This is a genomic window from Pseudomonas sp. LPB4.O, from assembly GCF_038383825.1.
Taxonomy (GTDB): domain Bacteria; phylum Pseudomonadota; class Gammaproteobacteria; order Pseudomonadales; family Pseudomonadaceae; genus Aquipseudomonas; species Aquipseudomonas putida.
In genome coordinates, this window is sequence record NZ_CP151298.1 from 207,878 (window position 1) to 223,001 (window position 15,124).

Consider the following 15,124-nt stretch of genomic DNA (forward strand, 5'->3'; position numbering starts at 1 on the left):
GTCCTTGGGTCAGTGTGCGACGGTCTTGCAGCTGTTCAGCCATGCGTTGGCATCAATCTTCTGTGTCTTGAGGAACGACATCTGGTTGGCCCAGTGGGTACGCAGGTAGGGCGACAGGTCCTTGAGGTTCTTGTTGGCTTTGAACGAACCGTCCAGCACCGGCACCTGGGCTTCGAGCAAGTCCTTGCCGTACAGCGAACCCGACTCCACCAGGGAGCTGGCGTAGTAGCGGCTGAGCTTGTGCAGGCGCTCCTGCTGCTCTTCGAGCTTGACCTTGCGCACGCCACAGGTCGGGTCTTCTTCGCCGGCTTTGCAGTTGCTGGCGTAGTTTTTCTGCAAAAAGTCCAGGTACTGGCCGTCGTCGAGCATCTTGGTGCACAGGAAGGCGCCCAGGTTGAGGCTGGCGCGAATCGCCTGGTCTCGGGCTTCCTGCTGCTGCTGGTTGCTGGCGCGCAGTTGGTTCTCGACGGTCTTGAGCTGGTTCTTCAGGGCTTCGTCTTCCACGTTGGAGGCGAGCTCTTCCAGCGCCTTGACGGTGCCTTTCTGCTTGCTTTCGGCAGCCGGTTGATCGCTGCCCAGGTTGCTCCAGCTCTTCTCGATGTTTTTTACCCGGTCGCGCGAGGTGAGGGTCGGGGAAACCATGGCCAGGCGCAGGCCGTTGGTTTTCTTGGCCACTGCACCCTCGGCGTTGTAGTACGGCTCTTCCTGGCGCAGCGAGGTGCGCAGGTCGCCTTCGCTGGTCAGGTAGTTGCCACCGCGCACCACATAGCCACCGGCCTGGCCGTGCTGGCGGTCGAGCTTGTTCAGGCGGAACGGCTCGAACATCATCTCGCTGGCATTGCCGAGCATGTCATGCAGGCCCAGCGGGTTGGGCTTGAGCAGCCCGCTCAGTTGCAACTGGCCGTTGGCGGACTGCGCGCCGGCGAACCACTCGTAGGCATTCAGGCCTTCGGGCATGGGGTAGCGGCCATCGCGGAACTCGGCCGTGCTGACTTGCAAACCGCCACGCGCGGCGAATTCCCACTCCACCTCGGTTGGCAGGCGCAAGAAGCCTTGGGCGCCATCTTCTCGGGGCAGCTTGTCGGGTGCATTGGCACGCAACCAGCGGTTGTACTTGTCGGCAGCCTGCAGGGCGTCCAGCCACGACACCGATACAATCGGCAGGCGCTGCTTGTTGGAGGCGGTCGGGCAGGTTTCGTCCATCAACGCCCTGTACTGCAGCTGGCTCATCTCGTATTTGGCCAGCAGGTAGTAGCGCGACTTCTCACCTTTGGCACTGGTGAAACTGCCGGCAATGAACGCCGGGCGGGTCTGCTCGACATAGCCCCACTCGGCGCTGTCCTGGCCGATGTTGATGGGGTAGTCGTCCAGCGGGCCGGCCACCGGGATCATCACCTTGCGAAACACCATGGCGCCGTCACACGGCATGGGCAGCACCACGTCATCGGCGTCGGCCATGGGGTTGTAGTATTTCTCTTCCCAGGTCGCCGCTGTGGCTTGCAGCGCAAAGCCGAGAGCAAGTGGCGCCAGAAGCAGGCGGCTGTAGGCTTTAGAGTTCACGTAGGCTCTCCGCAGGTTGTATGCGTATGGCACGCAAGGCGCCGATCAGGGCGACCAGGCCGGCGACCAGGAAGGCCAGCAGCAGGGCGACCAGGCCATGCCATACGGTGATGTGACAAATGAAGGCGCCGGTTGCCTGGCTGCTGACCAGCAAGCGGTCGAACAGCAGGCTGCCGAGGTAGTAGCTGCCAAGGCCGCCCAGGTAGCCCACCAGGCTCAGCACGAGTGCTTGAAGCACCACGTAGGCCGATACCGCGGGGCTGCTGAAGCCCAGCAGGCGCAGCACGGCCAGGTGGCGGCGCTTGCGATCGATGTTGGCCAGGAAGGCGCCGACCAGCGAGGCGATGCAGCCGATCAGGGCGGCCCCGGCAATAACGCTGAAAATCAGCCCGAGCACGTGGTTGATTGCCTTGACGCTGTTGATTTCTGCCAGGCGGCTGGCGGTTTCGATGCGCTGTTCGTTAAGCCAGCGCTCCAGCGGTGCCACGCTGTCGATGTCCCGCGCATAGACCCGGGCCCGGGCGTAGCCGACGTTCAGGGCATCAAGGGCCTGGCCACTGCTTGCCCCGAGGCTGGCGACCAGATAACCGTCGCGATAGTGTTCCAGCTCCATCAGCAGCTCGGGGCTGACGAAGGCTGCAGGGCGGGCGAAGCGCACCGAGCTGACGATGGCACGTACCTGCAACGTGCGCTCGCCACGCTCGTTGACTTCGTTCAGGCGCCGGGCAACGCGCAAGCGCAGGGTGTCACCGGCCTTGGCGTCGAGCCGTTCGGCGGCTCGTTCGCTGAGAATCACCTGGTCGGGCGCCAGCTCACTCAGATCTGTTGCCAACAAGGGATCGCCGGCCCGGGTAGGGATGACCTCGACGTTGTCGGCGAAGCGGCCGTGTGTACCCAGCAGGTCGGCCTGGGTGTTCAGCGAGCGGGTCTGGCCGATGGCGAAGCCCACCTCCGGGCGTGCCTGCAACCGTTGCAGCCAGGCTTGGTCGAAATGGCCGCTGCTGAGCATCTTGACCTCAAGGTTTCGGGGGTCGCTGAGCAGTTCCTGTTGCAGTTGGCTGACCACCCCGTGCTTGAGGCCGAACAGCAACAACAGCGGGGCAATGACAGCGACCAGCGAGGCCGCCATGCACAAGGAAACGTTACGGTCGTGCCAGAGATCGGCCAGGGATAACCGTGCCAGCAGTGCCAGGCGTTTATGCCACGGGTTCAAAGCGTGTTTCCCCTTGACCGTTGATGGCACCCAGGCGCGGCAGGCCGAAGCGTTCGACCAGTGCCCAGTCGTGGGACACGACCAAGGCGCTCAGCCCTAGCTCAGCCACCAGCTGCAGCAGCAGTTCGAACAGCCGCTCTGCATTGTGCGGGTCGAGCGCGGCGGTGGGCTCGTCGGCCAACAGCACCCGGGGTTCATGGGCGATGGCACGCACGCAGGCCACCCGCTGACGCTCGCCGATGGACAGCGCCTGGGGCAGCTTGCCCAGCAGCGGCGCCAGGCGCAGTGCCTCGACAGCCTTGTCCACCGCCGTGCTGGCAGGTGGCAGGCCGAGCAGGCGGCGTGGCAGCAGGATGTTGTCGCGCACACTGAGAAAAGGCAGCAGCCCGCCGTTCTGCAGCACAAAGCCCAGCTCGCGCGAACGCAATGCCGCCAACGCTGGCTGCTGGTCGCTGGCCAGCAGGCTGGCCACGTCCTGGCGTTGCGGGCCAAGCCTGTAGTGCGTCAGTTGCTCAGGCTTGAGCAGCAGGCCAATGGCCTCCAGCAGTGTGCTCTTGCCGCAGCCGCTCTCGCCCGTGATGGCACGCACTTCGCCGGGTTGCAGGCACAGGGCGTCCAGCCGTACCCGGTGAGCCTGCGATCCTTCGCCTCGAACGACTAGTAGTCCCTTGATATCGAGCATATGGGGTCAGGGCATCATTTCCAGCGGTACCGGGTAGACGTTGTCGCGGCTGTCACTGCCCGGCGCCAGGGCAACCCAGCGGTCGACATCGGCGTTGTAGCGTTGGTAATGGCGCAGCTTGGTGCTCAGGCTACGGATGAATTTCTCCTGGGCCAGGCCATCCCAGCCCTTCCAGGTTTCTTCGTCCAGGTTCAGCACTTCGCTCTGGTAGGGCAGGTCTTGCAGGTACTCGCCAAGCACGCCCAGGTCTGCCACGCGAGTGGTCGAGCCTTGCTTCAGCTGGTTCGGGTCGGCACCCATGGTCGCGGCAACCGAGCGCAGGCGGGTGAACATTTCGTCTGGTGAAATCATGCCTTCGTTGGCGGCATCCAGGATCTGCTTGAGTACATCGCTCAGGTCGCTGAGTTGGGCCTTGGTCAGCAGGACGCGCACATCGGTGGTCGGCACGTTCTGTTTGATCAGGTCGCGGTCGCTGATCCAGGCCTGGAACACCGGCGGCGCCTGGGTACCGTTGGCCTTGCCCAGGTAGGCCAGCTGCATGGCGTGGCCGATCAGTGCGGCATCCTCGAGCATTTTCTTTTCGGCAGGGTCGGCCTTGGCATTGTTTGCGCTGCCGATGGCCGCCTCGCCCATGTAGGCCGCCCGCACTTGCTGGGTGATGGCGGCAGCCAGGCCGTCGACCTTGCGGCCAAAGGCCTCCACATCGCCGGCATTGACCGGGTAGTACAGCGAGGTGTTGGTGCCCGGGTAGTTCGACAGGGTGCGGTACTGCGCTTCGGCGGAGCTGTGGTTCTTGGCGCCGCTGGGGGTTTTCAGGTGCAGGGTGTACAGGGCCACGCCAGGGTTGCTGGCTTCGATCTTGACCTGTTCGGCGCCAAGGCCGGTGCTCGACAGCTTGTCACCCCCGTCAATGGCGCCGGCATCGGTGATCAGCACCACATAGCGTGCGCCAAACTGGCTCCAGTCGATCTGGTCGACGGCAGACATGACACCGGCGTAGGCATCTTCGTTGAACTCGCTGCTCGACACCTTGGCTTGCTTCAGGTCCGCGACCTTGGCCATGAAGTCGGCACCGTCCTTCACCGTGTTGGGGTCGGCGTACATCTTGCTGACGTATTCCAGGCCCGGCACGGCTTTGGTGCTGGAGCGGTAGGCGACCAGGCCGAACTTGACCTGCTTACCGAGGTTTTCCTTCTCGATCTGCCCGTACACGCGCTTGATCGCCTCGCGGGTGCGGTCGATGTACGGGTCCATCGAAATGGTCGAGTCGATGACGAACACCACGGCCGCGCTGAACGCCTTCAACTGCTGGTTGGCAGCGGCCTGGGCAGGCGCAGGTGTGGCGGCTGCGGCACTGTCGGCCTTGCTGACCGAAGCCACATTGAGGATGCGCGTGCGGAAGCCTTCCTCGGTCATCACTTCTTCGCCGCTGAGCACGGGCAGCAGGTAGAAGTTTTTCTGCAGGTCGACGAAGTATTCGGGCTCTTCGGCCAGCACGCCGGGCGCCTCGGTGCCGTGCTTGAGCTTGGCGCGTAGCGGGGCCACATGGCTGACCGGGTCGGGGGCGTTGAGAATGCCTTCGAGCTGGTTGCGCTCCTTGAAGAACATCAGCCGATCACGGTTGGCGGGGTTGGTAAACGCCAGGGTCAGCTGCATTTTCCATTCGACGGTGCAATCGGCAGGCAGCCAGCCGATGCTCTTGCCCTGCGTGTCAGGGCCGACCCGCAGCCACTCGCGGGCGTCAGCCTGGGCGCGTTCGTACACGTAGAAGCGGCTGAAGGTGGGTTGCGCGGCGCCAGGGGCAGCCCCGGCGTTATCGCTCAGCTTGCAGCCCGGCGTGGTCAACACGCGCTGGAACAGGGTTTTCTTGCCGTCCTGCAGCAGGGGCTTGTCGGCCGCCTGCAGGGCAGGGCTGAGCGACAAGGCCAGCAGCGCGGCGCCAATGCTACGCATCTTCATGGCTTGAGCTCCTCGTAGCGCTGCTTGGCTTCGGCGTTGTTTTCATCGAAGCTGAGGATGGTCTCGTACCAGGAGGCTGCGGTGGCGGCTTCCGGCGCCTTGAAGCAGTTGCTTGGCTGGTGGTACTTGGGGTCGTATTCGTGAGCGTAGGCCGTGGCGATCTGGATGTCACCGGCATTGGCGCGGTTGGCATACAGGCGCTGGGCCACATCGCACTGGTCGTTGGCCTTGGCCAGGCTGATCACTTCAAGCAGTGCGGCGCTGTCCGGTTTGCTCTGGATGCACGACTGCAGGAACGCCAGTGACGTCTGGCCTTGCATGCTTTCCAGCGAACAAGGTTTGGCCGCGTCGGCCTGTGCGACGGGCTTGTCTTCAGGCGGCACGGCTGCAGTTGCTTCGCCTGCGCTGCGGTTGAACCACCACCAACCGCCCCCGGCGGCAAGCGCCAGCAGGATCAGGGCCAACAGGGGCAGCACCCACTTCTGGCCTTGCTTGGCAGGCGCCTTCGGCGGCGGTGCCACAGGTGCCGGCTGGGGGGCTGGCGCGGCTTCGGGCTCGGGTTCTGGCGCCACTGCCGGAGCAGGCTCAGGGGTGGTCACCGCAGGTGGCTCGACAATCACCGTCGCGCTGGGCAACGGTGCCGGGGGCGGCGATTTCTCCAGCGCTGGCCCAGACTCGACAGACGCGATGATGGCGCTGTTGATACGCACCATGCCAAGGTCGCTGCGCCCGGTCTGCGGGTCGCTGACCTCGATGCGGAAGGTGGCGGTACCGCTGGCTTGCAGCAATGGGTTGATCAGGTTGGGGCCGATCCGCGTTTCGATGGCCGGGGCGCCTGCGACAGCATTCATGCCATCCAGGCGGAACCAGTGAGCCACTTTGGCCCAGTGCCCGCCATCATGAAGAAACTCGTGGGACTGGCTACTTTGCAGAGAGCATTGCAGCCCTTCGCTGGTGCCTTCCCAGCCGGTGATCCGCAACAGGCCTTGGCCTGGTGTGTTCACGTCCAGTGGCAGCACATCAACTCTGATACCCATTGCAATCAACTCGCTTGAAAGGTGTTCAGCAGCACCGCCAGCTGGCGTCGCTGCTCGGTGGTGATTTCCGGGTCCGCGCCACTTTTGGCGTTTTCCTGGGTCAGCCAGGCCAGGCTCGACAGCCAGTCGATCTGGAAGCTCTGCTCCTGGTTGGACGGCTCTTTCGGGAGCACTGGCAATTCGCCCTGGGCGAAGGTCTGGTAGGCGCCGAATACGGGTTGGCCCTCACCCAGCAGGGCGGTCGGGCGCTCGCTGACAGGTTTGCCCAGCAGGTCGAACCAGGACAGGAAGTCCCGCATGGCCAGTTGCACGGTCAGGACCTGGCGCTGGACTATCTGGTCACGGCGCACGCCGTTGAAAATCCGGCGCATGACGGCGGCATCCAGTTGTTCGATGAAGGCCGGTCGGCGTACTGCACTGACCAGTTCCTCGACCAGGGCCTCGACCACTTCGCGGCTCATGCGCAGGCTGCTCAGGCGCAGCGGTTGCGTACCCAGCTCGCGCATATGCTTGATCCACGCCTTCAGCGCCGCGCGTACAAAGCGTTGCTCGGAGTTGAGGCGCTTGGCCACAGGCTTGGGGGCAACTGCTGGCGTTGCCGAGGCAGTGTTGCCGAACACGTTGCCGAAGTTGAGTGCCGGGGCCTTGTTGGCCGGGGCCCTGACGGCGGGTTCCGGCTCTTCGCCGGCCTCGCCGTCAATGCCGTCGATGTCGTACACACCGCCCAGGTACAGTTCACGCAGCTGTTCGACAGGCACCTGCAAGGCATGGATCAGTTCGCTGATCGCATCCGGGTCGGCGCCCAGGTTGTCGAGCAGGTACTGGGTTTTTTCACGCTTCTTGTTCAGCAGTTGCTCGAAGTCTTCCTCGCGCCAGGTGTTCAGGCCGTGCTCCAGCAGGTCGGTGCGGCACTGTTCCAGCTGTTCTTCGATACGGGTGAGCTTGAAGTCGATGTTGCTGATGCCCCGGAAGCTGCCACTGAAGCGGGTGATCCCGCCGTCATTCAGTTCGAGCATCGCGGCCCAGGCGTCAGCCGGGTCCTTGATGTGCCGCAGCACCGACGGGCTTTGCGCGAAGCATTGTTGTAACTGTACAAGGCGCGGTGCATGGCGCTCGTTCAGGCTGGTTTCTTCGCCGTTGCCGATATCGCGCTCGATGAACGCGGTATCCAGGCGCGGCTTGCGCACCAGGTAGGTGTTGTTGAACGGTACCCCGGACCAGTCTTTCATCCACTCCTGGCTGCCGAAGCGCTCGATCATGGTCAGCTTCATCATGTTCTCGCAGCCTTCGGGCAGCTGCCCTTCGCTCAGGGCGAGCGTGTTGCCGATGAAGCCATCGAGCATGGTCAGCGCCCAGATCAGGCCGGGGGTGCGCTGGCTGCGTTCTTTGGGCGTGGCGCCCTGTGTCTTGTGGATCCAGCGGGTCAGCACCGGCCCCACGCTGACCACTTCGCTTTGCTTGAACGAACTGGTGCACAGCACCAGGCCATTCATCTGCTGGGCGTCGGTATAGCGCTCGAACAGATAGGCGACCTTGCCCCGCAGGATCAGGCTGGCGGCCGGGTTGACCTCTTCGACCACGTCCGGGCTTGCCGCATCTTCGATACGCAGCAACTTCTGGCGAGTGCGGTAACCGGGGAAGTCGAGCAGGTCGACTTCTTCAACGACCGGGTCCTTGGGGCTGTTGGTCAAGCGGAAGGTCATCTCGGCAGTCAGTGCCGCCAGTTGCGCGACCGACAGTGTCACGCTCCCCTGCACCTTGTCGCCCTGCAGCGGCAGTACGTTTACTGGCAGGTCGCGGCCAGTACCCAGGCGGCCGAGAATATCGACGTTCATGATGCTGTTGGCCTGGGTGTAGGCGCCGTTTTCTTCCTTCACCAGCACGCTCAAGGGGGCGTAGACGGTGTCGGGGAAACCCAGTTTCTGCAGGCTGCCGACCAGCAGTTCATAAATTTCGGTGAGGGCGTCCTGTTCGCCCCACAGTACTGAAAACAGCTTGGCACGCTGGCGCGGGTTCAGGCGTGGTGCCAGCTTGATCACCCGTGGCCAGTAAAGCTCGTTGAGCTTGCGCACCGACTTTTCGTAGTTGCCTTTGAGGTAGTCCCACAGGGCGACCACGTCATCGCCGTTGACGCCCGGTTGCAGGCCTTCGTTCTCGCGGCCCTCGAAGCCGGCCAGCAGGGTCTGGATGCGTTCGTCTGTATAGGTGTAATCCAGCTTTTCCTGGTCGAAATCCTCGAACCAGGCATTGGACAGGATCTTTGCCACTTCGATTTCGCTGAACAGCTTCAGCTCGACCGGATGGTTGGCATCCGGGCTGGGTCTGGCGCGCCGGCTGAAACGGGTGACCAGGCCGGTGGCTTCCTTGCCTAGGCCGGTCGGGTTCACATGTTCGATGAAGTCCAGGGTGCGGCCGCCGAAATCGGTTTCCAGGCGGCCACTGCGGTCAGCGGCCAATGCCGAGATCAGGTACGACTTGCCCGCCTGGGACAGGCCGAAGAAGCCGATCACCATGGGTGTGGAAGCGGCACGCTGCAGGTCCTTGGCGCGGTTGCGGGCCTGGCGTAGGCGCAGGTTGAGGCCATCGGCCTCGGCCTCGACACTGGCGGCATTGCCACGCACCTGCTCGATCCATTCCAGCGCCTCGCCGGCGCCTTTGTGAATGGCGCCCCAGGCACCCATCAACTGCTGTTGCTTTGGCGTAAGGTCGCTCATTTTCCTTTGACGTTCCCGCTGTCGAGCCAATAGTCGCTGTCACTCAAGCTCATGGTTGGCATGGTGTTGAGTGAGAGTTCAAGATCCCGGTCGAAGTCGAAGTCGGCATCCTGGATGTTCGATTCCAGCTTCTGGATGACCAGCTTGTCGCTGATCAGCCCCTGGTCGCGTTCTTCCTGTTCGAACTGCTCGACTTCAAGGCGGATGCGCAAAACCGGCGCTTCGCCATTCTTGCCGATCGCCCTGGAGAACGCTGCCTTGCCCGAGGGGGTGAAACGCAGCGTGTAAAGCGGTGAGGCCGACCAGCGCTCGGTGGCCAGTTGGCGGTAACCCAGGTGCAGGTCGCCGCGCATCTCCAGCCAAGGCGTACCACGCTCATCGCCTTCGCCGACGATGGGCAGTTCGATCAGGCCTTTATCAGACTTCAGGTCGTGGTAGAGCACGTCGTGATACTTGATGGTGCCGGCAGCGTCGATCTGGCCAAAGTGCTTGATGATCGAGTAAGGCTTCAGCGCGGCGGTGCGGAAATAGAAGTTCGGCACACTGTGGTTGGAGCACAGCAGGCAGATCATCGCGCCCACCGATGCGGTGCTCTTCGGGTCGTCGATCAGGCCGTTGCGATGGAACGGGTACCAGCCGCCGGTGCGGTAGTTCTGCATCGGCAGAATGCGCCCGGGCGGCAGCGGCAGGCGCTGGCGGATGAACGCCTGAATGCCTGGCAGGCGCGATGGCCGCCCCGTCAGCAGCAGCATGTCGCAAGGGTACTTGGCGACCACTTCGCACAGTTCGGCAAGTGCTCTGGTGACGTTGATCTGGCCGCCGATGAACGCGGCGTGCACCTGTTCGAGGTCGAAGGTGATCGGCGTCTGCAGCAGGTCAAGCGTGCCATCGCGGCCCACTTCGCGGCGCACGGCGGCGTCGACGTACGCCAGCACCTTGTCGCTGACAACGGCTTCACCCAGCGCCTGCTGCCAGGTTTGCTCGACCGCGGCGGGTGGCAGGGCCGGGTCGAACTGCTCGTAGGCCTTCAGCAGTGCGAGGCCCAGCGGCACGAACACTTGCAGGTTCAACTGCTGGCGCAGCAGGCGTTCCTGGACGGTGGCTCCGCCGTTCCCGCACAGGCTCGACATCAACGCATCCGGTGCCGGCACGCCGGCATTGCGCAGCGCGTTGGCGAAGGAGGGCAGGATGAACTCCTGGATCACATCCAGCAGGATGTCATCGCCCGCAATCTTGAAGCCGTCACGGAAGCGCTGGTTCGGCACGATGTGCGCGTTGGCGCCGGCGCCACCGCCGGTGCCCCGATCCAGGCGGTAATCGGTAATCACCAGGTCCGTGGTGCCGCCGCCTATGTCGATGGTCGCCAGGGTGATCTGTTCGTGCTCAAGCTTGTCCGGGCGGGCCAGCGTGGCAAAGAACTCCTCCGGGTGACCGGCAAAGTTCTCGTTGACCTCGTTGTACAGGTAGACCAGCTGGCCGCAGCTGGCTTCGTCCCACTCCACACGCACGCTAGGGAACGGGGTGCGGGTCGTGACGCCCTTGCCTTTGAACGGGTTGCTCTCGTCCTGGTGCCAGCCCAGGCTCTTCCACACCAGGCCAATGGCCTCGTACAGGCGGTTGCTGAGCAGGCTGCGCTCGGCCTGGGGCATGCCTGGTGGAACGGTCAGGGTAATGCTGTTGAGCAGGCGCGGCACCCGCGCATGGCCCTGGCGCGAGCGCTGCGCCGGGCTGTTGATCTGGGTCAGCGCCTGGGTCACCACTTCGGCCAGCATGAAGGTCATCAGGTTGCTGCGCGAATAGCGCGGGTTGAAGACCGGCATGTCGAAGGGCTTGAGGTACAGCGGCTGGCCACGGTCGTTGATCAGGTTGGCGAACGGCGCGGCGACGGCCATTGGCTCCTTGTCGGTCTTGACGTAGGCGGTGTTGAAGCGCCAGCCATGGCCGTAGGCCTTTTCATCCCACAGGTAGCGTTTGGGGCTGGAGAGGCCGGTCGAGCCTTCGGTGCCGCGGTTGCGGCTGGCCAGGCGGCTGGCTTCACCGCCGACACGGGCGATGGTCGGCCACTGGAAGGCATTGTGGCGGCCGCTCTTGATCGACAGGTGGTCTTTGCCGAAGGCGGCGTGGGTGAACTCGACCCGGCTCTCGAAAGCCTGGTTGTAGACTTTTTCCGGCTCGCTCAGGTCGCGCAGTGCCAGTACGTAGTTGTGGCGCATGCCCGAACCCGCCTGGCCATGGTCCTCGATGAGGATGCCGCAGGTGCGCGAGTTGCCGACGTCCAGCACCAGGTCTACCGGGATCGGCTTGACGATGCCATTGGCCTCGTTGGCGATCACCTTGATTTCCGGGATCTCGACCTTTGGCTTTTCGTTGCTCTGCTCGGCCGGGACCGGGCGGCGCAACAGGCTCAGCAGGTTCAGATAGTGGCCAAGGTGGCGGTTGCCCTGCAGGTCACGATCCAGGCGTTCGCGCGTCCACTCGGCACGCGCCTCGGTGTACACCTCCACCAGCCAGTCGCGGATCCATGTGTGCGTCAGGAACCAGCCATATTCGCGGGCACTGCACGCCAGCTTGAACGCCACGCCCGAGCGCACGTCGTCTTCGTTGGGCGCCAGGTACGGTGCGCCGGTAACCACTGGCATGGTGCGGCTGTCGAAGCCGAGGGTGAGGCGGTGGGTGTTGCCGTCGACATCGGGCTCCGCGAGCTTGACCAGGCGCATGCGCGCCCAGTTGTTCGGGCCTTCGTCAAAGCGATAAGGCGGCGTGAAACGCAGGACCGGGATCGGCAACCAGATCCCGTCCAGCAGCTTCAGGCTGTCTTCCATGGGCAAGCGGAAGTGGCTCTCTTCGCTGGTGTCGAACTCCACCTGCACCACTTTGTCTGGCTCGGGCTCGTAGAAGTCCTTGTACTCCTTGGACCACAGCAGGCGTGTCGGCACCATGCCGTTGTTGAGCTGGACGAATTTGCCGGTCTGCTCGCCATCCGGGCCAAGACGCAGGGCGAAATCCATGAATTGAATTCCGGTATCGCTGACCAGCGTGACCGTTTCTTCGAACTGGGTGATTTCGGGCAACATCTTCTGCGTTTCTCGTCTGATTAGCCGGCTTTTTTCATTTGAATGTCGAAGCCTTTGGCACCGTAGTTGGCGTTGCAATCGGCAGCGCCGTTGGCGTTGGCTTTGCAACCCACTTGCGGCAGGTCATAGCTGCTGCCATCGGCGCAGGCGGCCTGGCCGGAACTGTTGATCGACAACAGGCCGCCTTGCATGGCTGCGGCAACTGGCGCATGGCACTGCACGTTGTCCGGGCGGGTGACCGTGGCCTGGCCCTTGCCGTTCTGGAAGTCGTACTTCAGGCGCAGGGGTTTGCCAGTGCCGGCTTCTTGAATGCCTGCACCCGCCCAGTTGCCGTTGAGGAAGTCCGCGTTGCCGTCGGCCGCATCTGGCGGAATGCTCAAGTCATCAGGTTGCGGCGGCTGAGCGCTGGTTTGCGCTTGCTCATCGGCCAGCTGTGGTGGCGCAGGGGGCGTGTTCCCTGGCGTTGATGCCTCGGGCCCGCCTGGCGGTGGCGTGTCGGATGCTTGCTCTGGCGCTGGCGGCTGCTCCGGCGCTGGCGGTGTTTCTGGCTTGCCCTGCGCAGGGGTGTCGGCATTATCCGCCGGCGCTTGGCTATCGCCTTGTGGCGCGGCACCGCCTGCATCGGCTGAGCCGCCCGGCAGGCCCGCCGGGTTGCCATTACTCACCGCCACGTCCGGGGCAGCTACACCCGTTGCACCGTTCGCAGCGCCAACAATGCCCGACGATTGTGTAGGCACTTGGGCTTGGTAGTTGTTTGATGCAGAGGTATCGCGGCCAAAGTCCGGGATGCCTGGACCGGAAAGGTTGACCCCAGGGATGCAGCCGCGCAGCCCGAACAACAGCAGGAGCAGCAGCGCCAGCAGCAACAGCAAGGGCAGCAGCCAGCGCCAGTTGCGCCACCACGGCAGGCGTGCGACGGCAGCGGCTGGCGCTACCGCTGCTGCTGCCGCCGGCGCAATGGGCGCGGCTGGGGGAACCGGCGGCGTGGCCACGGGTTCGGCGATGGGTGCGGTGCGCGGATACAGGCAGTGCAGGGGCTGTCGGCTGCGCTCGGCACCGGCATGGATGAAGCCCCAGAAGGTCAGTACAGGGCGGCCATCGACCAGGTAGACGAAGTTTTCGTCAGGGAAGGGCACGACACAGGTCAGCAGCTTGCCGAACACCGCGTTATCACCTTCGGCGGCCTTTCTGGCCGTTGCCGAGGGTTGGCCGTTGGCATCCAGGCCAAGCAAGGTGTTGCTCAGGGCGTTGATCTTGGTTTGCAACACCTCGAGCTGCGCACGTGCTGGCGCGCGTTCTTCCTCGGTGGCGCTGCTCCAGGGGATTACATCGCCTGGGCGGTCGCTGTACCAATCGATGGTGCGGCCCTGCTCATCGCTCTGCGGGATGGCCAGGTGCTCGATCAGCTCCGGGTGCTCCGGGTACTTGCGCCGAATCGCTTCGCGAATCTGCAAAGCAGCGCGATAGACGGGTTGGCCAGTCTCGCCCAATGCGGTGAAGTGCTCACTTCTACCGCTGCGTAGTAATACTCCGCGCATCCTTGTAGACCTACCTAGTCTATTAGCCGAATCCATTCGGTATCCATTAAACAATACCGAAAAACCGAGTCACACTAATGGCAAAGTGCTTTTTTCGTCAATTCATATGGATGGCTTTTTGACGTCAAAGGACGTTTTATCCGGTTACACTCCGCCTGGTCCGATCAACGGCATCGGCAACTCATCATCGACGAATGGAGCACGAAGAGCATGAGCCTTTGGGATGACCTGAAGAAAAAGGCCTACGATGCCAACCCGGAGCTGGCCGCCAAGGCCGCCCAGGCGTTGGAAAAGGCCAAGGACCTGGCGGTGGAGGCCGGGCAGAAAGCCGCGCCCTTGATCAAGGAAGCCAGTGACAAGGCCGCAGGCTACGCGCAAGAGAAAACGCCGTTGCTCAAGGCCCAGGCCCTGAAGGCGATTGACGATGCCAAGCAGCGTCGTGCCCAGCTGCAAGAGCAGGCCAAGCGCGACAAGGCCGCGCGCGCGGAAATGATCCGCACCATGTATGACATCACCCTAACCCCGGAAGACGTCAATTTCGTCGAGGAACCGTTCAACCATTTTGAGCGGCAGTTGATGTTTTTCGTGCGTAACGGCGAGGTGCTGGAAAGCGAAAAGCGCAACCAGACGCACCTGGACGCCTACCACTCGCACCGCACCACCGGTGGCCACATGTGGCAGGGCACGGGCCATACCGGTAGCAGCTCATCGACCATGCAGGTCACTGCGCACAATGTTCAGGAGCACGAGTTCTGGGTGCGCCTGGAGAATGGCACCGAGGCGTGTTTCCAGCTGAACAACAATGGTGTGCGCCTGCGCCCTGGGCAGTATGTGAGCATGGCGTTTGTGCGCAACGCCAATCAGGACATGGGGCAGATGGTGGCGCTGTACAACCATAACGCCGGGCAGAACTTCGTGACCCTCTCGCCGAGGCAGATCAACCAGCAGTTCCAGCTTTACTTGAAAGAGCCTGGCATTTTCAACGCCAACGAAGTGAACGGTACGCGCGACAGGCTGCTGCAGGCGCTGGACAAGCGTCTGGGCGAACTGGCCAGGTACATGGCGTTGCACGGTGACAGGCGTGCCGGCCAGTTGATAGAAGGGCAGGCGGAATAAACGAAAAAGCCCCGGGAGATGTCCCAGGGCTTTTTTGATATGGCGCACTCGGCGGGATTCGAACCCACGACCCCTGCCTTCGGAGGGCAGTACTCTATCCAGCTGAGCTACGAGTGCAACGCGCACGCATGATACCCATCTGTGTCGTTGACGTCCATCGCCTTGATCTGTGGCCTTTTTCCTCTTTTTGCGCAGGCGGCTTTTGCGGGCCACCGGCCTGCGCAAATTTAT

Annotated in this window: 9 protein-coding genes and 1 tRNA gene; 1 reads left to right on the forward strand and 9 read right to left on the reverse strand. The window is 63.3% G+C overall.

Annotation, left to right across the window (positions count from 1 at the left end):
- Window positions 1–9 precede the first annotated feature (9 nt).
- From MRBLPB4O_RS00870 to MRBLPB4O_RS00905, 8 genes are read right to left on the reverse strand one after another with little or no spacing between them, the layout of a single operon-like run.
- Window positions 10–1,560, reverse strand: coding sequence for an SUMF1/EgtB/PvdO family nonheme iron enzyme (locus tag MRBLPB4O_RS00870; RefSeq protein ID WP_341797274.1), 1,551 nt, complete (start codon window positions 1,558–1,560; stop codon window positions 10–12).
- Window positions 1,550–2,773 (reverse strand): ABC transporter permease, encoded by a 1,224-nt coding sequence (locus MRBLPB4O_RS00875; RefSeq protein WP_341797275.1) that lies wholly within the window; start codon window positions 2,771–2,773, stop codon window positions 1,550–1,552. Before MRBLPB4O_RS00875 ends, MRBLPB4O_RS00870 begins: the two co-directional genes overlap by 11 nt.
- Window positions 2,757–3,455 carry an ABC transporter ATP-binding protein gene (locus MRBLPB4O_RS00880; protein WP_341797276.1) on the reverse strand — a complete coding sequence of 233 codons (699 nt, stop codon included), beginning with the start codon at window positions 3,453–3,455 and terminating at the stop codon, window positions 2,757–2,759. The genes MRBLPB4O_RS00875 and MRBLPB4O_RS00880 overlap by 17 nt, the downstream gene beginning before the upstream one ends.
- Window positions 3,456–3,461: 6 nt before the next feature.
- Window positions 3,462–5,414 carry a vWA domain-containing protein gene (locus MRBLPB4O_RS00885; protein WP_059395017.1) on the reverse strand — a complete coding sequence of 651 codons (1,953 nt, stop codon included), beginning with the start codon at window positions 5,412–5,414 and terminating at the stop codon, window positions 3,462–3,464.
- Window positions 5,411–6,451: a hypothetical protein gene (locus tag MRBLPB4O_RS00890; protein WP_341797277.1), complete on the reverse strand. Its 1,041-nt coding sequence runs from the start codon at window positions 6,449–6,451 to the stop codon at window positions 5,411–5,413. Before MRBLPB4O_RS00890 ends, MRBLPB4O_RS00885 begins: the two co-directional genes overlap by 4 nt.
- A gap of 5 nt (window positions 6,452–6,456) precedes the next feature.
- On the reverse strand, window positions 6,457–9,165 hold the full coding sequence (locus tag MRBLPB4O_RS00895; protein WP_341797278.1) for a virulence factor SrfC family protein: 2,709 nt from the start codon (window positions 9,163–9,165) through the stop codon (window positions 6,457–6,459).
- Window positions 9,162–12,239 (reverse strand): virulence factor SrfB, encoded by a 3,078-nt coding sequence (locus MRBLPB4O_RS00900; protein ID WP_341797279.1) that lies wholly within the window; start codon window positions 12,237–12,239, stop codon window positions 9,162–9,164. The genes MRBLPB4O_RS00895 and MRBLPB4O_RS00900 overlap by 4 nt, the downstream gene beginning before the upstream one ends.
- A gap of 20 nt (window positions 12,240–12,259) precedes the next feature.
- A complete protein-coding gene (locus MRBLPB4O_RS00905) occupies window positions 12,260–13,777 on the reverse strand; it encodes an SrfA family protein (protein WP_341797280.1) in 1,518 nt (505 codons plus the stop codon).
- A gap of 210 nt (window positions 13,778–13,987) precedes the next feature.
- On the opposite strand from MRBLPB4O_RS00905, the gene MRBLPB4O_RS00910 reads away from it, so the two are divergent.
- Window positions 13,988–14,893, forward strand: a complete 906-nt coding sequence (locus tag MRBLPB4O_RS00910; protein WP_063423190.1) for a hypothetical protein — start codon at window positions 13,988–13,990, stop codon at window positions 14,891–14,893.
- A gap of 40 nt (window positions 14,894–14,933) precedes the next feature.
- Here MRBLPB4O_RS00910 and MRBLPB4O_RS00915 read toward each other — a convergent pair.
- Window positions 14,934–15,010 (reverse strand) — tRNA-Arg (locus MRBLPB4O_RS00915).
- Window positions 15,011–15,124: the final 114 nt, after the last annotated feature.